This is a genomic window from Pseudomonas sp. BF-RE-21, from assembly GCF_019947305.1.
Lineage (GTDB): Bacteria > Pseudomonadota > Gammaproteobacteria > Pseudomonadales > Pseudomonadaceae > Aquipseudomonas > Aquipseudomonas migulae.
Window position 1 is genome coordinate 34,007 of sequence record NZ_JAGYGF010000026.1, and the last position, 21,723, is coordinate 55,729.

Annotated in this window: 22 protein-coding genes; 1 reads left to right on the plus strand and 21 read right to left on the minus strand. The window is 58.7% G+C overall.

All coding sequences use genetic code 11. From position 1 onward, the window contains the following. Positions 1 to 35 precede the first annotated feature (35 nt). From KGB25_RS17740 to KGB25_RS17785, 10 genes are all read right to left on the minus strand, one after another. Positions 36 to 836 carry an N-acyl homoserine lactonase family protein gene (locus tag KGB25_RS17740; protein ID WP_223436070.1) on the minus strand — a complete coding sequence of 267 codons (801 nt, stop codon included), beginning with the start codon at positions 834 to 836 and terminating at the stop codon, positions 36 to 38. A gap of 13 nt (positions 837 to 849) precedes the next feature. Beyond that, the gene (locus tag KGB25_RS17745; protein WP_223436072.1) at positions 850 to 1,809 is read right to left on the minus strand and encodes a diiron oxygenase; all 960 of its coding nucleotides are present in this window, start codon (positions 1,807 to 1,809) and stop codon (positions 850 to 852) included. A 67-nt stretch (positions 1,810 to 1,876) separates the two neighbouring features. Continuing rightward, entirely contained in the window at positions 1,877 to 2,635 is a 759-nt protein-coding gene (locus KGB25_RS17750; RefSeq protein WP_223436074.1) for a TauD/TfdA family dioxygenase, read from the minus strand. A 21-nt stretch (positions 2,636 to 2,656) separates the two neighbouring features. Then, positions 2,657 to 3,529, minus strand: a complete 873-nt coding sequence (locus KGB25_RS17755; RefSeq protein ID WP_008045173.1) for a branched-chain amino acid aminotransferase — start codon at positions 3,527 to 3,529, stop codon at positions 2,657 to 2,659. Between the two features lie 24 nt (positions 3,530 to 3,553). Beyond that, positions 3,554 to 4,894 (minus strand): KamA family radical SAM protein, encoded by a 1,341-nt coding sequence (locus KGB25_RS17760; protein WP_008025413.1) that lies wholly within the window; start codon positions 4,892 to 4,894, stop codon positions 3,554 to 3,556. Positions 4,895 to 4,925: 31 nt separating this feature from the next. Further along, positions 4,926 to 5,570 carry a glutathione transferase gene (yfcF, locus tag KGB25_RS17765; RefSeq protein ID WP_008025411.1) on the minus strand — a complete coding sequence of 215 codons (645 nt, stop codon included), beginning with the start codon at positions 5,568 to 5,570 and terminating at the stop codon, positions 4,926 to 4,928. 206 nt (positions 5,571 to 5,776) lie between these two features. Then, positions 5,777 to 6,244, minus strand: coding sequence for a cupin domain-containing protein (locus tag KGB25_RS17770; protein WP_008045169.1), 468 nt, complete (start codon positions 6,242 to 6,244; stop codon positions 5,777 to 5,779). Between the two features lie 82 nt (positions 6,245 to 6,326). Continuing rightward, positions 6,327 to 6,824 carry a RidA family protein gene (locus KGB25_RS17775; RefSeq protein ID WP_008025407.1) on the minus strand — a complete coding sequence of 166 codons (498 nt, stop codon included), beginning with the start codon at positions 6,822 to 6,824 and terminating at the stop codon, positions 6,327 to 6,329. Between the two features lie 49 nt (positions 6,825 to 6,873). Continuing rightward, positions 6,874 to 8,154, minus strand: a complete 1,281-nt coding sequence (locus KGB25_RS17780) for a biotin carboxylase (RefSeq protein ID WP_207285721.1) — start codon at positions 8,152 to 8,154, stop codon at positions 6,874 to 6,876. Between the two features lie 42 nt (positions 8,155 to 8,196). Next, a complete protein-coding gene (locus tag KGB25_RS17785; protein WP_008043746.1) occupies positions 8,197 to 9,297 on the minus strand; it encodes a hypothetical protein in 1,101 nt (366 codons plus the stop codon). Positions 9,298 to 9,445: 148 nt separating this feature from the next. On the opposite strand from KGB25_RS17785, the gene KGB25_RS17790 reads away from it, so the two are divergent. After that, positions 9,446 to 10,864 carry a PLP-dependent aminotransferase family protein gene (locus tag KGB25_RS17790; RefSeq protein ID WP_192420430.1) on the plus strand — a complete coding sequence of 473 codons (1,419 nt, stop codon included), beginning with the start codon at positions 9,446 to 9,448 and terminating at the stop codon, positions 10,862 to 10,864. 266 nt (positions 10,865 to 11,130) lie between these two features. Here KGB25_RS17790 and cyoE read toward each other — a convergent pair whose 3' ends face one another. From cyoE to KGB25_RS17845, 11 genes are all read right to left on the minus strand, one after another. Then, the gene (gene cyoE, locus KGB25_RS17795; protein WP_008025400.1) at positions 11,131 to 12,018 is read right to left on the minus strand and encodes a heme o synthase; all 888 of its coding nucleotides are present in this window, start codon (positions 12,016 to 12,018) and stop codon (positions 11,131 to 11,133) included. Positions 12,019 to 12,029: 11 nt separating this feature from the next. Then, on the minus strand, positions 12,030 to 12,365 hold the full coding sequence (gene cyoD / locus KGB25_RS17800) for a cytochrome o ubiquinol oxidase subunit IV (protein WP_008025399.1): 336 nt from the start codon (positions 12,363 to 12,365) through the stop codon (positions 12,030 to 12,032). Next, entirely contained in the window at positions 12,366 to 12,992 is a 627-nt protein-coding gene (locus tag KGB25_RS17805; RefSeq protein ID WP_008044529.1) for a cytochrome o ubiquinol oxidase subunit III, read from the minus strand. It lies immediately after the preceding gene. 3 nt (positions 12,993 to 12,995) lie between these two features. Continuing rightward, complete coding sequence (gene cyoB / locus KGB25_RS17810) at positions 12,996 to 15,026, minus strand: cytochrome o ubiquinol oxidase subunit I (RefSeq protein ID WP_008025397.1); 2,031 nt, start codon at positions 15,024 to 15,026, stop codon at positions 12,996 to 12,998. A gap of 3 nt (positions 15,027 to 15,029) precedes the next feature. Beyond that, positions 15,030 to 15,974: a ubiquinol oxidase subunit II gene (cyoA, locus tag KGB25_RS17815; RefSeq protein ID WP_008025394.1), complete on the minus strand. Its 945-nt coding sequence runs from the start codon at positions 15,972 to 15,974 to the stop codon at positions 15,030 to 15,032. An 828-nt stretch (positions 15,975 to 16,802) separates the two neighbouring features. Next, positions 16,803 to 17,312 carry a disulfide bond formation protein B gene (locus tag KGB25_RS17820; RefSeq protein ID WP_223436076.1) on the minus strand — a complete coding sequence of 170 codons (510 nt, stop codon included), beginning with the start codon at positions 17,310 to 17,312 and terminating at the stop codon, positions 16,803 to 16,805. Between the two features lie 235 nt (positions 17,313 to 17,547). Next, positions 17,548 to 18,324 (minus strand): ABC transporter substrate-binding protein, encoded by a 777-nt coding sequence (locus KGB25_RS17825; protein WP_008044528.1) that lies wholly within the window; start codon positions 18,322 to 18,324, stop codon positions 17,548 to 17,550. A gap of 308 nt (positions 18,325 to 18,632) precedes the next feature. Then, entirely contained in the window at positions 18,633 to 19,085 is a 453-nt protein-coding gene (moaE, locus tag KGB25_RS17830) for a molybdopterin synthase catalytic subunit MoaE (RefSeq protein ID WP_008044526.1), read from the minus strand. 3 nt (positions 19,086 to 19,088) lie between these two features. Beyond that, the gene (moaD, locus tag KGB25_RS17835) at positions 19,089 to 19,331 is read right to left on the minus strand and encodes a molybdopterin converting factor subunit 1 (protein ID WP_008025385.1); all 243 of its coding nucleotides are present in this window, start codon (positions 19,329 to 19,331) and stop codon (positions 19,089 to 19,091) included. Beyond that, a complete protein-coding gene (moaC, locus tag KGB25_RS17840; protein ID WP_008044525.1) occupies positions 19,328 to 19,801 on the minus strand; it encodes a cyclic pyranopterin monophosphate synthase MoaC in 474 nt (157 codons plus the stop codon). Before moaC ends, moaD begins: the two co-directional genes overlap by 4 nt. 269 nt (positions 19,802 to 20,070) lie before the next feature. Further along, positions 20,071 to 21,465 carry a PhoH family protein gene (locus KGB25_RS17845; RefSeq protein ID WP_008025381.1) on the minus strand — a complete coding sequence of 465 codons (1,395 nt, stop codon included), beginning with the start codon at positions 21,463 to 21,465 and terminating at the stop codon, positions 20,071 to 20,073. Between the last annotated feature and the right edge of the window lie 258 nt (positions 21,466 to 21,723).

Sequence of the window (21,723 nt, forward strand, 5' to 3'; positions counted from 1 at the left end):
ACCGCGTTATCGTTCTTCGCGGGCAAGCCTCGCTCCTACAAGGGATTGGCGTGCAGGCAGATGATGTGCGGGTCATCGTTCCAATGCGGGAAGCGCTCGGCGATCAGCGGGTCATGGCCGGGAATGACGTGGTCTTCGCCGTCGGCCAAACGGTCGATTTCGATAAACGCTTCCAGCGTCTGCGCCAGATCATCAATGATCGGAAACGGACTGCGCTGGCGAATGTTCGCCCACAAATGCGCCGCATCCGACGCCAGAACAATCCACCCGCGTGCGGTGTTCACCCGCACCACCTGGCTACCCGGCGTATGGCCGCCCACCGGGTGCAGCGTCACGCCGGGAACCACCTCGACCGTGCCGGTATGCAAGCGCAACCGGCCTTCGAACAGCGGTGGCAGAGCCGACATCACATCCTCGACCTCGTAGGTTTTGTTCACCGTGCGATGGGCCATTTTCGGACCGGTGCAGAAGCGCAGCTCCGCTTCCTGCAAATGCACCGTGGCTTTCGGAAACAACCCCAGGTTGCCGGCGTGGTCCCAGTGCAAATGGGTGAGGATCAGGTTCTCGACCTGCGCCGGATCGATGTCCAGTTGACGTAGGGATTCTTCCGGCAGGCGGTACATCTGACGGTTGCGCCGATCCGCTGTCGCGGGTTGAAAGCACGTGTCGACCACAATCACCTGCTGCTCATTACGAATGACCCAGAAGTAGTAATCCAGCGGCATCGAGGCATTCGGATCACCGCAGCAGGCGTCGTAAAGAAAGTTCTCCCGGGCAGTGCGCTGGGCATTGGCGCCGACTCGGATGGCGAACACTTCGTACACAGGAACGGACATATTCACCTCCCGATCAGGCCACTGCAGCGGTTTTTAGGGTCGGACGGAAGTCGAAATCGATCTCGTCGCTAATCCCCAGATCCTGCGCCAGACGATGCAGGCCGCTGTAGTCGCGCATGATCGTGGCGTTCTTGTTGCTCTCCCGGGTGTCGGCAATGATCAGTGCCGCGTCCTCGACGCCGAGTTGCGTCAGAATCGCCTCCCACATCGAGTAGTCCTGAGCGACAAAGGCACTCAGCGCCACCGACAACGTCTGTGCGAAAAATGCCCGTTGAGGCGGCTGCATGTTGGCGTACATGACCTTCGCCACTTCCGCGAGAATCTTGCTGTGGGCATATTCGTCGCGGTTGTGCAGTTCTGCCACGCGGCGGTTTTGCGGCTGAATGGTTTGATCGTCGGCCAGCAGATCCAGGTAAGCGTTGACGCTGATCTCGGCCACTACCGCGAAGGTGATCGCTGCCAGATCGCGCTGCCACTGCTCGGGCAATTCCTCACGCAGCGCGGCAAGACGCAGATAGGTCACCGACGGCGGCAGGTCCAGATCCTGATCGAGCGCTCGATCCTCTTTGGTCCGTTCGATGGCCCGCAGGTGCATGAGCGTGTGGTAGTGCTCGTCGATCAACGTCTGCTGCATCGCTTCGCGAAAATGCCAGTCGTTTTTGCCCAGGTACTGATTGGCGATGACGCTCAGCGCAGGGTTCACCACGTGTTCTTCGGCCGTGACCGTGCGCAGGTTGTAGCCGATCCAGCCCCAGGTCACCACGGTGCTTTTGAGCTCGTCGCTCAAGACCTGGAATTTCGGGTGATGGAAAAACGGCACCATGCACTCCGGGTAATCCGGACGCGCCGGGTCGAACGTTTCGCTGCCCGAGGTCTTGTCCGGTGCGCACACCGTGGCCCTTTTGGTCCAGGCCTGATTGAGCCGCACGACCAGTTGATGATCGACCTTGGCGATCTCGATTGCTGTTTGCATGACGCGATACCTGTAAGACGCGTACCCGCCGAGGGGTACGCCGATGGAATTGTGGGCGACGGATGAATCAGGCCAGCCAGTAGCGGGTCAGGTTTCGCGCGGGGTCAGTGTATCGACTGCGGGCGTGGATCATTCGCCAATTGTCCCAAATCAGCATGCAGCCGTCGGGAATCAGCACCGGTGTGTTGTGCTGGATGAAATAGTCCTCGCCGAGCATCGCGAACCTGGCCAGTGGCGATGAGCTGTTCGTCACCTTCGATTGCTGCAGATCCTCCTCGGAAGGGTTCACATCGCCGTAGTGAAACTGGTTGTAGCTGAAGCGGAAAATGTCCCCGTCCTCTGTAGGCGTCAGGATGTATTCCTTGACCCGCGTTTGCGCCACTTCACCCGGTTTGGCGGTGGCCACGAACTCCACGGGTGTGTCGTCGATCCATTCGCGCAACTCGGGCTCCGTGCGTTCGAGGAATGCCAGAAACGCGATCCCGTCGACCAACCCGGTGTGTCCGCCACCGCACGTGGCCTGATGATGACAATGCAGCGCCAGATAACGCGGCGGTGGGCCGTAGACCGGCGCTTCGGTGTGCGGTCCGATGCCGTTCATGCTCTGGGAGTACGGCAACGCTTCGTACCCCGGTTTGCGGGTAATGGCGAAGGCCGTCTGCCCGTTGAATTGCGGAATGATCTGACCGAACGCCTGCAATGTGCCGACGACATCGTAGGCAAATTCGGCCGGGGTCAGTACCGTCCAGCCGCGGGACGACAATTCGTCATGGCGGTGGCCGAGTGAAACGTAAGGTGTAGACGCAACAATCCCTTGATCTGACATGGTGGTGTTCCTGGCGGTTTATCAGGCGTTAACGGTTGAGGTGTAAGCGGCAATGAATTCGCGGCAGGCGTTGCCCGGTCGGTAGCGCTGCTCGTCGATGCTCTGCACGGGGGTGATTTCGGCGGCGGTGCCCGTCAGAAAACACTCATCGAAATCGCCAAGCTCCGTAGGAAGAATGGTGCGCTCGACCACCTGGTAATCCAGCGCCCCGGCCAATTCGATAACGGTCTGGCGGGTGATGCCATTGAGGAAGCAATCGGGTAGCGGCGTATGCAGCGTCCGGTCCTTGACGAAGAACACGTTGGCGCTGGTGGCTTCGGCGACGTGACCGCGCCAGTCGAGCATCAACGCGTCGTGAAAACCGTTGTTTTCCGCATCGTGCTTGCTGAGCGTGGCGATCTGGTAATGCCCGGACGCCTTGGCTTCGAACGGGCTGCTGCTGGGTGGCGGACGCCGCCACTGCGCGGTCTTCAAGCGAATGCCGCCCATGTGCCCCGCCGGGTCGAAGTAACTCGGCCATTGCCAGCAGGCGATCGCCACGTGCACGCGGTTGAAACGAGCCGAGGTCGAGATCATTTCACTGCCGCGCCACGCCACTGGCCGCAGATAACCGTCCACGACGTTGTTGCGTTGCAGCAGTTCATGACTGGCCGCTTCCAGTTCGGCCAGCTCATAGGGAATCGCGAAATCCATCAACTGTGCCGAGCGATACAGCCGCTCGCTGTGTTCGCGCAGTTTGAAGATCTTGCCGTTGTAGACGCGCTCCCCTTCGTACACCGTACTCGCGTAATGCAGGCCGTGACTCAGCACATGCAGTCGCGCCTGGGACCACTCGACGAACTCGCCGTCGAGCCAGATAAAACCTTCTCGCTGATCAAACGGAATACTGCTCATATCCTTATCTCCTGATGAATCGTCCTACGCCGTTTCGAGCAGGACCGGTATCAATTCGGGCGCTGCCACAGGCTCCGGCTGAAAGAAGAACGCACGTTCGCCAAACGCTGGCCGCAACTCATCGAACCAGGTCGCGTTCGGATCAAAGCGCGCATAGAACGTGCGCAATACCCATTGCGGGTCCCGAGCCTGGAGAAACTGCAGCACGAAGACTTTTTCCCCGGCCACGGTCTCGATGCCGTTGATCAACACCTTGCCGTAGAAGGTGCTCATGGACGGCCCGCGCACGGTGCGCGCCAGCCCGGACACCGTGCGGTAGGCCGCCTGGAAGATCTCGAACGCGCGCGCCAGCGGCATCGCGAAGTAGTGGCTGGGCCCGGTATCGCGCTCGACGAACATGTAATAAGGCACCGCTCCCAGCCGCACGCCTTCAGTCCATAGTTCGGCCCAATCGCCGGGGTTCTCGTTGATGTGGCGGATCACCGGCGCCTGCATGCGCAACGTCGCGCCGGTGGAACGAATGCGTTCGACAGCCTGCCGGGCAATGTCCTGGCGAATCTCGACCGGGTGGTTGTAGTGCCCCATGACCGACAGGTTTTTCCCGGCCGCAACGATGCGCTTGAACAGATCCAGCAGCTGCGGCGCATCTTTGTCGCTGACAAACCTCTGTGGCCAATACGCCACGGACTTGGTGCCGATGCGGATGCTTTTGAGGTGCGGCAGCGCCAGCAGCGGCTCGATGTAACCGGCCAGCGAACGGGTGTTCATGATCATCGGATCGCCACCGGTGATCAGCACATCCGTCACCTCAGTGTGCACCCGCAGGTAATTCACCAGCTCCTGGGACTCACGTGCGTTGAACTTGAGCTCTTCTTCGCCGATGAACTGCGCCCAGCGAAAACAGAACGTGCAGTAGGCGTGACACGTCTGACCGGCACCGGGGAAAAACAGCACGGTCTCGCGGTACTTGTGCTGAATGCCCGGCAGGACTTTTCCGTCGAGGGTCGCGCCGTTGTGCGTCAGCTGCCCGGCCGGATGCGGATTCATGCGCAACCAGATCGCCTCGATCCGTCGCTTGATGGCGACGGCGTCATCCCGTTCGATCAGTTGCTTGAGCGACGCGTATTCGTCCGGTAGCAGCATGTCCTTGTGGGGAAAGGTCATACGAAAAATCGGATCGTCCGGGATGTTGTTCCAGTCGATCAACGTGCCCAGCACATATTCATTGGTGCGAAACGGCATGACCCTGGCCACCACGGTCATGGCTTCCTGCAACGCTGGCGTCAGCTTCTGCCAGTACGGCGTGTCGCGAATGGTGCGTGAGTTGTAGGGTTTGTATCTTTCCAGCTCCGACGGTCCCTGCATGGCAGCGCTCCTGGTGATTGCCTGGCGTTAGTTACTGGATGGCCGGCGCTGCGCGCTCTATGTCCATCCATGCCCGAACGCTGTCGCGATCCCACTGCCGACGCACATAGGCCGCGAGCCGCTGAGGAACGCGGTCGCCATTGGCGAGCAGTCGATTGAGCATGATTGCCAGGTCGGTGTCGGCAATGCTCCAGTCACCGAACAGGTGATCGGCCCCCTCCTCCAGCAACCGATCCGCGACGAAGAACAGCCTAGCGACAGCGGCCTGGGCTTCGTCCGACAACGGGGTTTCTTTCTTGCCGAAGTAGATGAGGTCCGCCGGGCGCTCTTTGCGAATCACCAACAAATCACTGCGCAGCCAGGCCTGGAGTTGACGAGCGCGAGCGCGCTGTTTGATGTCGAGCGGGAACAGTTTTTTATGCCCCGGCGCTATCTCTTCCAGGTATTCAGCAATGGCCGAAGATTCCGACAGTGCAAAACCATCATGAACCAGCGTGGGAATCTTGCACGTCAGCGATACATCACGATAACTCGCCAGGTAGTTATCACGCGCCTTTAAATCAACCTTAACAAGTTCAAATGAAAGTTGCTTTTCTTTCAGCGCGACAAATGCCGACATTGCAAAAGCACTGACAAAATCTGCGCCAACATACAGTTTCAGCTTCGTACTATCCATAGAACGCTCCCTTGCACTAACCACAATAATCCGTTGCATTGGAATCGATCGTAGTTAGTTGGCCAGGTGCTGAACAGATACAGAAATTATCTGTTTCTACGGATACAGAAAGTCAAAACAGCCATGGCCTGCCTAGGTAGCAGAAATGAAAAAGGGAGCCTGCGCATGCGGACTCCCTGATGGGCAAAACGGGAAGATTGAGCGTGTCAGACCGTGGCGTCTGCAGCATTGGAGAGCAACGCCATCTGGGGCATGTTGCTCATGTTCAGCATGGCCAGCGGCTCAGTGGCGCTGGTGTTGACGAAGCCGTGCCGGGTCCAGGCCGGTACCAGCAACACGTCGCCGGGGCTGATGTTCACTGCATCGGCATCGCCAAGGGTCAAGGTGCCGCTGCCGGACTGAATGATGAACAGGTGCCACCACGAATGGGCATGACCGTTCAGTTCGGTGCCGGGGTTCAACCATTGCATCGACACCGCCATCCCTGGCGTCAGCTTGCAACCTTCGCTGCTGTCATGGTGAGCCAGCGCGACAATATCGACCTCGCTGGCCGCAAGGCTCTGACGCATATCGGTAAGTTCATCGCCCTTCCACACCCGTGCACTCACCGGTGGACGGGTTAAACTCTGGCGAAAGTCCTTATATGAAAAAAAACCACCTTGAATGTTATTCATCCGTAAACACCGAGTTATGAGCGACTTAAGTGACCAGACACTAGGCGAACAATTGATCACTGTAAAGTCGGCACACTAACACTCACAAAACCGAAGGCCGAAGCGCCACAATCATGTCAACTTCTACGGCGGCATTTTTCGGTAACTGATAAACGCCGACAGTGGTTCTAGTATGTTTGCCCGCATCGCCCAGCACATGGCTGAAGACATCCGATGCACCGTTGGCAACTTCGCTGAGGTCAACAAAGTCCGCCGTGGACTTCACGTAAACCGTGATACGTATCAGCGACTTTATTTTGTCCAGCGAGCCGATGGCATCAACGATCAAGGCCAGCCCGCGCATGGCGCTGATACTGGCGGCCGCTTGTGCATCGGCCAGGCTGAGCTCCAGCCCTACCCTGCCGGGGTAGCGGATTTCGCCGGTCATGCGCGGCACCAGGCCGCTGAGATAGAGCTCATCGTGATGCCGAATCAGCGGCGCGTAATGACCACCCGCGGTGTTTTCGCCGTAGATGTCATAGTCCAGCTCTTTCGCCAGGGCTATAAAGCGCTCATCACAGGTCATTTTTTGCTCGATCATTGAAACAATCCTCTCAACTCAAAAATACCAAAACGCAGGTCCAGGAGACTCAACCCGCGGCTCTCGCCGGGGCCGCCAGGCTAGTGACCTCGACACGTGATTCGATCGCGTCAGCCAGGCGCAGCAGGTTGTCGCTGAGCTGTGCGTAGTCTTCGCTGAACAACACGATGTGGCCGATAAACGAAGTGTTGTCCTTCACCAGTGCGGTGACCGAATCACTGAGGCGTTTGGTGTAAACGGCTTCTACCAGCTCGATGTTCAGGTCCCGGGCCAGGGACTCGATGTCCGGCACGTAGCGCAGCAGGCCGCCGGCCGGCGCCCGGACTAGACGGATGCCGCAATAGCCCCGAGCGACGGGATCGCGCGGGTCGGTCTTGCCTTCCACCGCCCACCTGACCCAGCGCTCCCATGGATCGAAATCGACGAATGCCAGGCGGGCCAGGTCCCAGATGTGCATGCCGCCGGGGCGCATGTTGGTTTCCACCGCCGACGTCAGGCCGTCGCTGCGCAGGAACACCTCGTTGTGGTACGCGCCGTTAGCCTGCGAGACCAACCCGGACATGTGCCGACCGGCAGCCGCCAGTCTGGCTTGCACGTCTGCCGCCAGCGGTGCCGGCACCACTTGCTGGATTTCTGCGCGATAGGCGCCTTCGGTGGTGGTTTTCTCCGTGACCCACGTGCTGCCCGCAACATAATCCCAGCTGTATTCCCGGGCGTTCTGAATCAGTTCTTCAAGGACGATGCCGCCCTCGCGATACGGCTTGAGTGCCTGCCACGCCTCGTCGCATTCGGACGGATGATGGATGACCCGGCAGCCCCTGCTCGCGCCTTCGCAGGCCGGTTTGATGAAAGCTTTGCCGCCCAGCTCGACGACCCGCTGACGCAGCTCGGCGAGGCTTTCGATGCGCACGGAAAACACCGGACGATAATCTTCCGGCGACTGCTCGGCCGCCGCTTCCAGCTTGCGAAAGATTTGTTTATCCAACCCCGCACGCGCCTCGGCCGGGGTGATGCCGGGCAAGCCGTAATGACTCGCCAGCGCCGCGCCGAGCAGCACGCCACGGTCGGAAAACGGCAGCACGCCGATCAGTTTCCAGTGATCGGCACTCAAGCAACCCGCCACCAGTTCCAGGGATTCGGTGACGTCTTCCGGCGCCAGGGACGTGCTGCAGACGTGATCGGCCACCTGGTCGTCATCGGGCTGAATCTTCTCGACCAGCAGGATCAACCGGGCGTTGTAGAGCGTTTTGCAGAGTTCGCGCAGTTTCTGGATGTCGTGAACCCGATTGCCGTTGTACCCGACCACCACTACGCATGACGTCGTATTCATGAAGCCTCCGACCTGTGGAGTAAAAAACGCAAACGCGGTGACTCAGTCGTGCAGCGACGCGTTGGATCTACGGTTGAGCCAGTACCAGGCGAGGATGCCTCCCGCGCCGATGGCAGCCAGTACCAGGGCGCTATAGGGCGGCGGCATGACCCGCATGATCAGCACCGTCAGGCCGGCACCGACACCCAGGGACACTTCCTTGACGAACATGTTGTTTTGTTTGACGGAGAAGTAATCGAGGTAGCTGAACGCACACTCGGCGATGGACAGCAGCGCGACCCAGATCAACGCGCCCACGAGGGTTTCGACGTGGAATGCACCCGGCGACGAGAGCACCGCGAAGCCGCCGATGATGATCCCGATGACAGCGACCACTTTGAAGCGGCCGGTGCGCTCGATCAGCTTCATCACCGGCACCTGGGCAAAGACCACCACGGCGCTGTTGAGGATCAGCATCAGGCCATACCAGGCCGGCAGTTCGCCGGTTTCGAGCAGGATTGCCTGGGGCAGGATCGAAAACACGCCAAACAGCTTGATGCCCATGATGATGCCGGCGATCACCCATGGCAGTTTGTTGCGCCAGCCGCTGCCGTCATGAGTGACCGGACTGGCAACCACCGGTTGGGAGGTGAAGGTCGCGCCCATGGCGATGGGCAGGCACAGCAGGACGAAACCTGCCGCGCCGAGGAAAAACAGGGTCGGGGTCAGCAGCGGCGAGAGCAGGATCAGCCCCGCTACCAGACTGCCCATGTTCATGGCGACGCGGTTGTAGGCCGCGCCCTCCTTGGTCTGGGCGGCTTCGCTCTTGATCAGGTAACCGGCAATCGCAATGCCGTAGGCGAACAACGCGGCGGCGAACATCACCATGCCCTGGTTGCTGGTGACCGCCAGCAACACCAGCCCGAGGGCGGCGCACAACAACGTGACGCTCAGGGAGCGACGGCCCAGCACCAATAACGTCAGCGGCAGCAGCAACAGCAACGCCCGATAACCGAGGGCGAGGATGCTGTTGGTGGCGGTGTCGAGCCAGACGTTGGCCTTGCCCAGCACGGCAAACAGCGACACGGCGGTGATGATCCGGATCGTGAACAGGCGAATATTGATCACCGGTTTAGCGACGGCGACCGTTGTTTGAACACTCATGCAACACCTCTGGAACCAGCGATTGTTCAGGCGTTCAGCGCGAACAATCAGGAAAGTCTGTAAGGTGATGGTAGAGAGAGTCGCTTGTTTTCATCAGAGCAAGTTCGTATAGAATCAAACGAACTTTACTGCCGGAGAGACCAGTAAAATGCAGGTTCAGCGTGCAGTGATCGCCGCCATCGAGTTCCAGCCGGGTGTGCCGCTGGTCCAGCAGATTGTCGATCAATTGTCGGTAGCGATCAGCCAGGGCGGGCTGCCTCACGGCTCGCGGCTGCCGCCGATTCGCGAACTTTCCGAGTTGATGAACGTGGGCAAGTCCACCGTGGTGGATGCGCTGGACCGCTTGCGCGCCAAGGGTCTGGTGGTTTCACGCCAGGGGTCGGGGCATTACGTGCACCGCTCCAGCGCCACGCTCAAGACCGATGCCGGCCCGGACCTGCAACCTCAAGACACCCTCAGCGTGGTCCGCCGCGCGGTGCTGCAGGACAACGGCTCGCTGCGCCCCGGTGCGGGTTTTCTGCCTTCCTCGTGGCTACCGGCGGACGAACTGCTCAAAGCCGTGCGCGGCACGCTGCGCGCAACTTCCTTGCGCATGGGCGAATACGGCGTCGCCGCCGGTTACCTGCCGCTGCGCGAAGCGTTGCGGGTCAAACTGGCGACCCTGGGTATCGAAGTACCGGTGGACCAGATCATCACCACGGCCAACACCGTGCAGGCCATCGACATGCTGATGCGCCTGCTGGTCAAACCCGGCGATACGGTGCTGCTCGACGATCCGTGTTACTTCACCATGCACACCAACCTGGCCCTGCATGGCGCCCGGGTCATCACCATCCCCCGTGGCGCTGACGGCATGGACCTGGACGCCTTCGAGCAATTGCTGATTGTCCATCGGCCCGTGCTCTACATGACCAATAACACCCTGCACAATCCGACCGGACACTCGTTCTCCCCGGCGCAGGTCTATCGCTTGCTGGAGCTGAGCCACCGTTACGGTTTCCACATCCTCGAAGACGATTTGTATTGCGACATGCAGCAACGAACGACCCCGCGCCTGGCAGCGGGCGGGCTGGACAATGTCAGTTACGTGTCCGGTTTCTCCAAGACCCTGACGGCGAACAGTCGGGTCAGCTATGCCGTACTTTCGCCGCAACTGGCGGCACGGATGGTCACCCTGAAAATGGCCTGCGGTGGCATGACCTCGGAACTGGCGGAGCAGATTATCTGCACGATGCTCAGTGACGGCAGCTACGCCAAACACACCCGGCGCACGGTGGATCGGCTTTACGAGGCGAGCAGTCGGGTAAGCAGTTGGCTGATGGAAGCCGGTTGCTCGGTGTCATCGCTGCCCCATGAAGGGTTGTTTATCTGGACGCGATTGCCCGAAGGGCATCATGCCGAAACGCTGGCGAGGAAAGGCCTGGACATCGACCTGGTGCTCGCGCCCGGCACGCTGCTCAGCAAAGCACCGGATGCCAGTCACTTCCTGCGTTTCAACGTGGCGCACAGCGACAACGTTCAGGTGCGGGAGCGGTTCTTTCGGTTGCTCGAGACCCCAAGTAAATAACTGACCACCACCGTCCTGTAGGAGCGAGCGGTGCGGCGACCCGACTTGCCCGCGAAGAACGATAACGCGGTGTATCAGCCAGACCGCGTTATCGTTCTTCGCGGGCAAGCCTCGCTCCTACAAGGGTCTGTATTTGGAGCAACGCCGATCCATTGTAGGAGCAAGCTTGCTCGCGATAGGGGCAACACGGTCTACGGGAATACCGGCAACAAAAAACCCCGCACCTTCTCTCAAAGGGCGGGGTTTTTCTTTACAGCATCCGACGCTTAAGGCGCGTACGTCAGCAACAGCTCGGTCGGCACTTTGAAGTCCAGGGACATCATCACGCTCAACGCGGTAATGGTGAAGATCGAGAACACGAACAGCTTGCGTGCCCAGACCGTGTCATCCACTGCCTTGTAGCCGGTCCAGGCCATGTACAACCAGTACATGCCCATGGCCGCGGCGACGGCGAGGTAGCTCATGCCGGCGTAACCGCTGAAGGTCAGCATCAAGGTCGCCACGAGGAAGGCCAGGATGTAGATCAGGATGTGCTTCTTGGCCACTTGAATCCCGCGCTTCACTGGCAGCACCGGAATCGATGCGGCCAGGTAATCGTTGAAGCGGAAGATCGCGATGGCATAGGAATGCGGCATCTGCCACAGGCTGAACATCACCAGCAGCGTCAGTGCAGCCATGTCGAAGGTGTTGCTCACCGCGACATAGCCGATCACCGGCGGCATCGCGCCCGACAGACTGCCCACCAGCGTGCCGTGAACCGACTTGCGCTTGAGGTACAGGCTGTAGAAGCCGACGTAGATGACGAAACCGATCACGGCGAACAGCGCAGCCAACGGATTGGCCACCTTGTACAGCAACGCAACGCCGGCAACACCCAGGACGGTCGCGAAGGCCAGGGCCAGTTTCAGGGAAACAAAACCCTGCACCAGCGCCCGGTTCTTGGTGCGTTCCATCTTGATGTCGATGTCGCGGTCGATGCAGTTGTTGAACACGCAACCGGATGCCACCACCAGGGACGTGCCGATCATGGCGGCCAGGAAGATGGCCAGATCGACATGCCCTTTCGAGGCCAGGAAAAATCCGCCTGCCACTGAAAGCACGTTACCGAAAATGATCCCCGGTTTGGTGATTTGGATAAAGTGCTTCAAGGACATCCGGATTTACCTCAGTGCGCCATCATGTTGGTGTGGATGCTGAACATGATCCACAGCGACAGGCCAACCAGCAGGACGATCACGATCGCGGCGAACACAAACGCAATCACGTTGTTACGCTGCGCGGCCGAACGGTCCAGGTGGAGGAAGTACACCAGGTGCACCAGCACCTGGATCACTGCGAAGGCCAGTACGATCCACAGGGTCAAGGCTTTCGGCAGCGATGGGTACATCACCAGGCCGAAAGGAATGACGGTCAGGATGACCGACAGGATGAAACCGATAGCGTAGGACTTGACGCTGCCGTGGCCGGCGTCGTGGCTATCGTGGGAATGAGCGTTAGCCATTTACATAGTCCCCATCAGATAAACAACGGTGAATACGCAGATCCACACCACGTCCAGGAAGTGCCAGAACAGGCTCAGGCAGCTCAGACGGGTCTTGTTGGTCGCCGTCAAGCCGTTTTTCTGCACCTGGTACATCATGATCGCCATCCAGATCAGACCGCTGGTCACGTGCAGACCGTGGGTGCCGACCAGGGTGAAGAACCCGGACAGGAAGCCGCTGCGGCTAGGACCGAAGCCCTCGGAGATCAACACGTGGAACTCGTTGATTTCCATGCCGATGAAGCCGGCGCCGAACAGGAAGGTCATGGCCAGCCAGCCCAGGACCTGGTTCTTCTTGCCCTTGAACAACGCCAGCATGGCGAAGCCGTAGGTGATCGAACTGAACAGCAGCAGAGCAGTTTCGCCCAGCACGTATGGCAGTTCGAAGATGTCGTGGCCCGACGGGCCACCCGCTACGTTGTTAACCAGTACCGCGTACGCCGCGAAGATCGATGCAAACAGGATGCAGTCGGTCATCAGGTAGAGCCAGAAACCGAATACGGTCATCTCGCCCGAGTCGTGGTGATGGTCATCGTGCCCATGTCCATCGACATGGGTGTGTCCAGCATTGGTCACTAAGTTCGACATGGTTTAAGCCTGTTCCAACGAGGTTTCAACACGGGTGGCGGTGGCTGGAACTTTCCCGGCCGCTACCAGACGCTTGTGCTGCTCGGCTTCGATGCGCTCGATCACGTCGACCGGCACCATATAGCCTTGATCATCACGTGCAGCGTGGATCACGAAGTACACCACGGTGCCGATCAGGCCGAATGCAGCCAACCACCAGATGTGCCAGATCATCGCGAAACCGAACACGGTCAACAGAGCACCCATGACCACACCGGTCGCGGTGTTGTTTGGCATGTGGATCGGTTCGTACTTGGCCGGAGCCTTGTACGCAGTACCGTTTTCCTTGGCTTCGGTGAACGGATCGATGGTTTCTGCTTTTGGCAGGACCGCGAAGTTGTAGAACGGTGGTGGCGACGAGGTCGACCACTCCAGGGTGTGTGCATTCCACGGGTCGCCGTGTTCGCACATGTTTTCTGGCTTGTTGCGGTCACGCACGCTGACGTACAGCTGAATCAGCTGGCAAGCGATGCCGACGGCGATCATCACCGCACCGAACATGGCGACGTACAGGTACGGCACCCACTCAGGGTTGGTGGTGGCGTTCAGACGACGGGTCATGCCCATGAAGCCCAGTACATAGAGCGGCATGAACGCGACGAAGAAGCCGGTGATCCAGAACCAGAACGCTGCCTTGCCCCAACCTTCGTGCAGCTTGAAGCCGAACGCTTTAGGGAAGTAGAAGCCGAAGCCTGCGATGTAACCGAATACCGCGCCGCCGATGATCACGTTGTGGAAGTGAGCGATCACGAACAGGCTGTTGTGCAGAACGAAGTCGGCACCCGGGATGGCCAGCAGTACGCCGGTCATGCCGCCGATGGCGAAGGTCACCATGAAGCCCAGGGTCCACAGAACCTGGCTGGTGAAACGCAGACGGCCCTGGTAGATGGTGAACAGCCAGTTGAATAGCTTCACCCCCGTCGGGATCGAAATCAGCATCGTCGCCAGACCGAAGAAGGCGTTGACGCTGGCACCCGAACCCATGGTGAAGAAGTGGTGCAGCCAGACCATGAAGCCCAGGATCGAGATCGCGCCCGAGGCGTAGATCATCGAGTGGTGGCCGAACAGACGCTTGCCGGAGAAGGTCGAAATGACTTCGGAGAAGATCCCGAACGCCGGCAGAATCAGGATGTAAACCTCGGGGTGACCCCAAGCCCAGAACAGGTTGACGTACATCATTGGATTGCCACCAAGTTCATTGGTGAAAATGTGGAAATCCATGTAACGGTCAAGCGTCAGCAGTGCCAGGGTAGCGGTCAGGATCGGGAACGAAGCCACGATCAGGACGTTGGCCCAGGTGCAGGTCCAGGTGAAGATCGGCATGTCCATCAGTTTCATGCCAGGGGTACGCATTTTCAGCACGGTCGCCAGGAAGTTAACCCCGGTCAGCGTCGTACCCAGACCCGATAGCTGTAGCGCCCAGATGTAGTAATCCATCCCCACGCCAGGGCTGTATTGCAGGCCCGACAGCGGTGGATAGGCAACCCAGCCGGTCTTGGCGAATTCGCCGACGCCCAGGGACAGGTTGATCAGCACTACGCCGGATACCAGCAACCAGAAGCTCAGGGAGTTCAGGAACGGGTAGGCAACGTCACGGGCGCCGATCTGCAGCGGCACTGCAAGGTTCATCAGGCCGGTGAAGAATGGCATCGCCATGAAGATGATCATGATCACACCGTGAGCGGTGAAGATCTGGTCATAGTGTTCAGGTGGCAGGTAGCCAGGCGAACCCTCGGTGGCCATGGCCAGCTGGGTACGCATCATGATGGCGTCGGCAAAACCGCGCAGCAGCATGACCATGGCGACGATGATGTACATCACGCCGATTTTCTTGTGGTCGACCGACGTCAGCCACTCGGTCCACAAGTAAGTCCACTTCTTGAAGTAGGTGATTGCAGCGAACAGCGCCAGACCACCGAGCGCGATCATGGCGATGGTCACCATCACGATCGGCTCGTGGAACGGGACCGCTTCCCAACTTAATTTACCAAACATCGTTTACTCCTCTGCCCCGGCAGCTGAATGCGAACTCATGTCCATCCCTTCCATGGCGGCCACTTCGTGCTCTTTCTTCTCGTGGTGCATCGGCTTGCCTGGTTTCATGCCTTCGTACTTGTCGACGATGATCTGGAACAGGTTCGGCGTGACCGAGGAGTAGAGCTCGACTGGGTTGTTCTGGCTTGGCTTGGAAAGGGCTTCGTATTCAGCTTTTTCAAGCTGTTTAGGTGCCTTTTTGACTTCGCTGACCCAGGCGTCGAAATCTTCCTGGGAAGTGGCGATAGCTTTGAACTTCATGCCGGTGAAACCCGCGCCGCTGTAGTTGGCGGAGATACCGTCCATTTCAGCGTTCTGGTTGGCGATCAGGTGCAGTTTGGTCTGCATGCCGGCCATCGCGTAGATCTGGCCGCCCAACGCCGGGATGAAGAACGAGTTCATCACGGAGTCCGAAGTCACCTTGAAGTTGATCGGCGTGTGCGCCGGGAACACGATCTTGTTGACGGTGGCGATGCCTTGCTCCGGATAGATGAACATCCACTTCCAGTCCAGCGCGACCACTTCAATGGTGATTGGCTTGACGTCGGAGACCAGCGGCTTGTAAGGGTCCAGTGCGTGGGTCGACTTGTAAGTGACATAACCCAGGGCAATGATGATCAGCACTGGAACAGCCCACACCGCGATTTCGATCTTGGTGGAGTGCGACCACTTCGGCGTGTACACGGCGTCGGTGTTGGACGCGCGGTATTTCCAGGCGAACAGGAAGGTCATGACGATGACCGGAACCACGACCAACAGCATCAGCAGCGTTGCGGTGATGATCAGGTTTCGCTCGTCCAGGCCAACCTGGCCCTTGGGATCGAGCAAGGTCATGTTGCAGCCTGACAGCAACAACGTGCCGATCAGCGGCAATAAGCCTAGTAGTCTGGGGTACCTGTTTTTACTCATCTCACGACCTCTAAAGCAGCTTGCGCAATGCAGTTGGGTTTTGATCGCCAACACTTCACCCTGCCAAGGGTTGGCATTTTCTTGGATTGAATAAGGGCCGCCCGTCGCGCGTCAGACGCTGCTCGACAATTCCTGGGCAAGCGGTGAGTTCTTATTCGAATTCGTGGTCAAAGGCCTTGTTACAGACCAATTCCATTTGGTGCGGATAGTTGGAAGGCACCGACACCAGAGGAGTCGCATGAAGCCATCCGGCCCCTCGACGTCCTATTGCTGCTCAAGCACCTGAAGCAGGGTGAGCAGTGCCGGGAATTCAGTGCGGGCGATTGTAGATATGTAACGATTCATAAACCATGTCTCATCCCGAAATAATTTTTATCCATTCCAGCAACAATCATTAACGGTTTTCGCAAAAGTGCGGCATCTTATCGAAATTCATTCTCAACAAAAACACCAAAATAAGTAGGGCTACCACGCGCAGTTCAGACAGTATCGAAAGCTCTGCCTCTGCCCTCTACCCTGCCTTAGCCCCCATGTGACAAGGGCTCTGGCAATTTGCCAAGGCCTGTTAAAACTGCCTGTTCCAGGTTGAGAGCGCTAAAGCCTGCTGCGAAATCAGAAGACCATTTTCATTGCGTCTACGCATACCAATCCGACACGCTGAAACGCCTTGCGACACTCGCGCTGTGACAACATGTCGCACATGCGCCGCACCCGTTCTTGTCGCGCATCAAGGTCTTTTTACCCGAGCCCTGAATGGCAAAACGCCCCGGCTCTCTCAACGAGGGCCGGGGCGTTTTCATGTGTTGCACAGCGATACCGCGAATGACCTCAGCGCAGTGCCTTGCGGTTGCGCGAAGTGAGCAATGGCACCAGCACCACCACCAGGAAAAAGGCGATCAACGCCCACTGTGCGAGCGACAGACCGAGGATCGGCGGGTACGGCGTGGAGCAGAAACCGTCGACCTGGAACCCCAGCGGGAAGATCTTCGCCAGCGGCAGACCATCGACTATCGGTTGCAACACATCGATGCCGCAGCTGACCGCCGGATAGAACTGGGTATAGACGTGATGCCCCGCTACACCGACGCCTGCCAGGGCGCAGATCACCACCAGGGTTTCAAACACCGTGATGCTGCGGCGGGTGCGCATTGCCGCGCCGATGAACGCGAAGATCGCGATCAGCAACAAGGCATAACGTTGCAGGATGCACAGCGGGCACGGCGCCTCGCCCAGCACAATCTGCATGTACAGCGCGCCGCCAATCAGCGCCAGACAGATGATGCCCAGCAACACCAGGTAGCGCCGCTCACGGCCCAACCGCATCGTTTCCTCGCTCATTGCGTTTCCCTTCTAGATATCGATTGACCGGAAGTCTACACGCTGGCCCGGACCTTGGAGAGCCCGGGGCGTGTGGAACAGATGTCGGGGAATAAACGATAAGGTGGTTAAGAAGGGATTAAATTCGATCAGTTTCCAGAGATTTGCATGATCCCACGACCGCATCGCCAGCAGGCTGGCTCCCACAGTTGAATGCATTCCAAAGTGGGAGCCAGCCTGCTGGCGATGCGGCTGCTCAGTCGCCGTAGATATCAGACTTGAAGTACTTCTCGGAAATCTTCTGGTACTCGCCGCTGGCGCGAATACCGTCGATGGCCGTGTTCAGTTGGCTGACCAATTCGGTGTTGCCCTTGCGCACGGCAATCCCGGCGCCCTCGCCTACGTATTTCGGATCCTTGAGCTCTGGCCCGACGAAGGCGTATCCCTTGCCGCGTGGCATCGACAGGAAGTCATTCAGCGGGATGGTGTCGGCGAAAATGGCGTCGAGGCGACCAGCCGCCAGGTCCATGTAGATCTCTTCGTTGTTGCCGTAACGCTTGACAGTGATGCCCTTGGGTTCAAACACCTCGGTGGCATAACGGTCCGTGGTGGTCGCACGTTGCACGCCGACGGTCTTGCCTTTGAGGCTGGCGTACTGATCATCCACCACCGCGCCTTCCTTCATTACCAGGCGCGATGAGGTGAAGTAGTACTTGTGGGTGAAGTCCACCGACTTCTTGCGGTCTTCGTTGATGGTCATGGACGACAGCGCCATGTCGATTTTCTTCACTTTCAGGGAAGGAATCAGACCATCGAACTCACCTTCGACCCAGACGCACTTGACCTGCATCTGCGCGCAGAGGGCATTGCCGATGTCGTAGTCGAAACCGACGATTTCACCTTTGTCGGTTTTCGACGCGAACGGTGGGTAAGCCGCCTCGATGCCGATGCGCAGGGTTTTCTCGGCGGCAAACAGAGTGCTGCACGCCAACAGGCTCAGGGCCAGACCGGTGATGAGGGGGAATTTCTTCATGTTCGTTCTCTCGCGGGTTGTTGTTGGTTTGGCAAGACAGAAGAAAGAGCAGAAACAGGGGCACGCCTTTTTTGTACTTATAATTCCATACTGGACTTTTATGTATGAACCGTCAATTGGGGGGAACGCGGATGTGCCGGCCGGTGGTCGGGCGGTGAGTCAGGAAGGTATTGGGTGATGCAGATGGCCTCTTCGCGGGCAAGCCTCGCTCCTACAGGGTTTGTGTCGTTCACATAATATGCGTATGACACAAATCCCTGTAGGAGCGAGGCTTGCCCGCGAAGGCGTACTTGAATGCGCCGCAGGGGTTACTGCTTCCAGCGATCCGCCGCTGCATGATCACTGTCACGCCCTTCCACCCAACGCGCGCCTTCACGGGTGTTCTCTTTCTTCCAGAACGGTGCGCGGGTTTTCAGGTAGTCCATGACAAAAGCGCAGGCATCGAACGCGGCCTGGCGGTGGGCGCTGGCGGCGCCGACGAAGACGATCGGCTCACCCGGCTCAAGGGCGCCGATGCGGTGCAGCACTTCCAGCTTGAGCAACGGCCAGCGTTGTTCGGCCTCGATGGCGATCTTGCCGAGGGCCTTTTCGGTCATGCCCGGATAGTGCTCCAGGAACATCCCGGCCACGTCGAGCCCGTCATTGAAGTCGCGCACGTAACCGACAAAACTCACCACCGCACCGACGCCGACATTGGCGGCGTGCATGGCGTTGACTTCCGCCCCCGGATCGAACGCCGTGGACTGCACGCGAATCGCCATGGTTCAGCCCCCGGTCACGGTCGGAAAGAACGCCACTTCATCGCCATCACTTACCGGCTCGTCGAGTTGGCAGAGGTCTTCGTTGCGGGCGCACATCAGGTTCTGCTCGCTCAACACATCGGCACCGTCACGCTTGGCCAGCAGCGCGCGAACGTCATCGACGGTGGCGAAATCACCTTCAACTTTCACTGAGTCAACGCCCAGTGCTTCTCTATAACGAGCGAAAAACTTCACGGTGAGGTTCATGACTGATCCGCCTGGTAATGACCGCTCTTGCCCCCGAGCTTCTCCAGCAACCGCACGCTCTCGATGGTCATGCCACGATCCACGGCCTTGCACATGTCATAAATCGTCAGCGCCGCGACACTGGCTGCGGTCAGCGCTTCCATTTCGACACCGGTCTGCCCGGACAACTTGCAGCTCGCGACGATGCGCACGGTGTCGTCGCCTTCGGCACTCAGTTCGACCTTGACGCCGGTGAGCAGCAACGGATGGCACAGAGGAATCAGATCGCTGGTTTTTTTCGCAGCCTGAATGCCGGCGATGCGCGCCACGGCGAACACATCACCCTTGGGGTGACCGCCGCTGACGATCATTTGCAGGGTTTCGGGCAGCATGCGCACCCGCGCTTGAGCGGTGGCTTCACGGAACGTTACGTCTTTTTCAGTGACGTCGACCATGTTGGCGCGACCTTGGGAATCGAGATGAGTCAGCACAGGGTTACTCCTGATCAAGAGCCCCGATTGTAAACCCGTGGGTCAATCTTCCGCACGTTTGATTATGGAATCACGACAATCCCTTGTAGGAGCGAGCGGTGCGACGATTCGACTTGCCCGCGAAAAACGATAACGCGGTGTGCCTGACAGACTTCGTCGTACCCTTCGCGGGCAAGTCGAATCGTCGCACCGCTCGCTCCTACAGGGGGTTTTGTGTGGGGCATAAAAAACCGGGCGACCCGCGAGGGCCGCCCGGTTTGGGTGAAGGGTTACAGATGCGATTCCGCGTATTCGGCCAGAATCGAACGAGGCACCCCTTGCAGGGTGATGTGCACGCCGTTGGGGAAATCCTTGAAACGTTCAGTCAGGTAGGTCAGCCCGGAGCTGGTCGCGGACAGGTAAGGAGTGTCGATCTGCGCCAGGTTGCCCAGGCACACCACTTTGGAACCGGCACCGGCACGGGTGATGATGGTTTTCATCTGGTGCGGCGTGAGGTTCTGGCATTCGTCGATCAAAATCAGGCTCTGCTGGAAGCTGCGACCCCGGATGTAGTTGAGGGATTTGAACTGCAACGGCACTTTGCTGAGGATGTAATCGACGCTGCCATGGGTGTTTTCGTCATCCATGTGCAAGGCTTCGAGGTTGTCGGTGATGGCGCCCAGCCACGGCTCCATTTTTTCCGCTTCGGTGCCGGGCAGGAAACCGATCTCCTGGTCCAGGCCCTGCACGCTGCGCGTCGCGATGATCCGGCGGTAGCGCTTGCTGACCATGGTCTGCTCGATCGCCGCCGCCAGTGCCAGGATGGTTTTGCCGGAACCGGCCGCACCCGACAGGTTGACCAGGTGAATATCCGGATCAAGCAAGGCGTACAGCGCCAGGCTCTGATAGATGTCACGCGGTTTCAGGCCCCAGGCTTCCTGGTGCAACAGGGGTTCCTGATGCAGATCGAGAATCAGCAGTTTGTCTTCGTCGATCTCCTTGATCCAGCCGACAAAGCCCTGCTCATCGATGATGAACTCGTTGATGTGCACCGCCGGCAGGTTGTCGGTCAGCTTCACCTGATGCCAGGTGCGGCCGTGGTCCTGACGGGTTTCGACATTACTCACGCGATCCCAGAAGGAGCCGTCCATGTTGTGATAACCATTGGGCAGCAACGAAACGTCGTCAACCAGTTGGTCGGTGCTGTAATCCTCGGCCGCGATCCCGCAGGCACGGGCCTTGAGGCGCATGTTGATGTCTTTGGTGACCAACACCACGGGCAGCTTTGGCGCGCGCGCGTGCAGGTCGATCAACTGGTTGATGATGATGTTGTCATTCAGGTGTTCGGGAAGAATGATGTTCGGTTCGGCACGTTTGCTCATCAGAATTGACAGCAAACCCTTGGGCCCACTTTTGCCACGCTGGATCGGCACCCCCAGCTCAACGTCTTCAGGGCTGGCTTCGCCCAGGGTCTTGTCGATCAGGCGAATCGCCTGACGGCATTCCGCAGCCACGCTGTGATGCCCGCTCTTGAGCTTGTCCAGCTCCTCAAGCACGGTCATCGGAATCGCGACGTGGTGTTCTTCGAAGTTCAGCAGGGCGTTTGGATCGTGAATCAATACGTTGGTATCGAGTACATAAAGGATTGGCTGGTTGGAGGAAGAACTACGTCCGTGATCATCCATACTCGGTCACCTTTGTGGGAGCCATTCGACGCAATACCTTGGCGGTGCTGCGCCTCGAAGTGACTGCCGAATTCACCTGCGGGGACTCAAGTGAACTGCATCCATAGCTGGGTCTTGGGAGACGCCACCTGTGTTGCAGGTTTCGGCGGTCTGTCTTCGTAATACTCCAAAACATGTGACAGAAAAAAGCACTTTGACGCTTTTTTGAAGTTTATTTTTCAGAGTGACGAATAGCCCTTGGCCTGCAGGCAATGTGCC

Coding starts and splice junctions, on each gene's coding strand:
- KGB25_RS17740 (WP_223436070.1), bottom strand. CDS start 836: ATGTCCGTTCCTGTGTACGAAGTGTTCGCCATCCGAGTCGGCGCCAAT.
- KGB25_RS17745 (WP_223436072.1), bottom strand. CDS start 1,809: ATGCAAACAGCAATCGAGATCGCCAAGGTCGATCATCAACTGGTCGTG.
- KGB25_RS17750 (WP_223436074.1), bottom strand. CDS start 2,635: ATGTCAGATCAAGGGATTGTTGCGTCTACACCTTACGTTTCACTCGGC.
- KGB25_RS17755 (WP_008045173.1), bottom strand. CDS start 3,529: ATGAGCAGTATTCCGTTTGATCAGCGAGAAGGTTTTATCTGGCTCGAC.
- KGB25_RS17760 (WP_008025413.1), bottom strand. CDS start 4,894: ATGCAGGGACCGTCGGAGCTGGAAAGATACAAACCCTACAACTCACGC.
- yfcF (WP_008025411.1), bottom strand. CDS start 5,570: ATGGATAGTACGAAGCTGAAACTGTATGTTGGCGCAGATTTTGTCAGT.
- KGB25_RS17770 (WP_008045169.1), bottom strand. CDS start 6,244: ATGAATAACATTCAAGGTGGTTTTTTTTCATATAAGGACTTTCGCCAG.
- KGB25_RS17775 (WP_008025407.1), bottom strand. CDS start 6,824: ATGATCGAGCAAAAAATGACCTGTGATGAGCGCTTTATAGCCCTGGCG.
- KGB25_RS17780 (WP_207285721.1), bottom strand. CDS start 8,154: ATGAATACGACGTCATGCGTAGTGGTGGTCGGGTACAACGGCAATCGG.
- KGB25_RS17785 (WP_008043746.1), bottom strand. CDS start 9,297: ATGAGTGTTCAAACAACGGTCGCCGTCGCTAAACCGGTGATCAATATT.
- KGB25_RS17790 (WP_192420430.1), top strand. CDS start 9,446: ATGCAGGTTCAGCGTGCAGTGATCGCCGCCATCGAGTTCCAGCCGGGT.
- cyoE (WP_008025400.1), bottom strand. CDS start 12,018: ATGTCCTTGAAGCACTTTATCCAAATCACCAAACCGGGGATCATTTTC.
- cyoD (WP_008025399.1), bottom strand. CDS start 12,365: ATGGCTAACGCTCATTCCCACGATAGCCACGACGCCGGCCACGGCAGC.
- KGB25_RS17805 (WP_008044529.1), bottom strand. CDS start 12,992: ATGTCGAACTTAGTGACCAATGCTGGACACACCCATGTCGATGGACAT.
- cyoB (WP_008025397.1), bottom strand. CDS start 15,026: ATGTTTGGTAAATTAAGTTGGGAAGCGGTCCCGTTCCACGAGCCGATC.
- cyoA (WP_008025394.1), bottom strand. CDS start 15,974: ATGAGTAAAAACAGGTACCCCAGACTACTAGGCTTATTGCCGCTGATC.
- KGB25_RS17820 (WP_223436076.1), bottom strand. CDS start 17,312: ATGAGCGAGGAAACGATGCGGTTGGGCCGTGAGCGGCGCTACCTGGTG.
- KGB25_RS17825 (WP_008044528.1), bottom strand. CDS start 18,324: ATGAAGAAATTCCCCCTCATCACCGGTCTGGCCCTGAGCCTGTTGGCG.
- moaE (WP_008044526.1), bottom strand. CDS start 19,085: ATGGCGATTCGCGTGCAGTCCACGGCGTTCGATCCGGGGGCGGAAGTC.
- moaD (WP_008025385.1), bottom strand. CDS start 19,331: ATGAACCTCACCGTGAAGTTTTTCGCTCGTTATAGAGAAGCACTGGGC.
- KGB25_RS17845 (WP_008025381.1), bottom strand. CDS start 21,465: ATGGATGATCACGGACGTAGTTCTTCCTCCAACCAGCCAATCCTTTAT.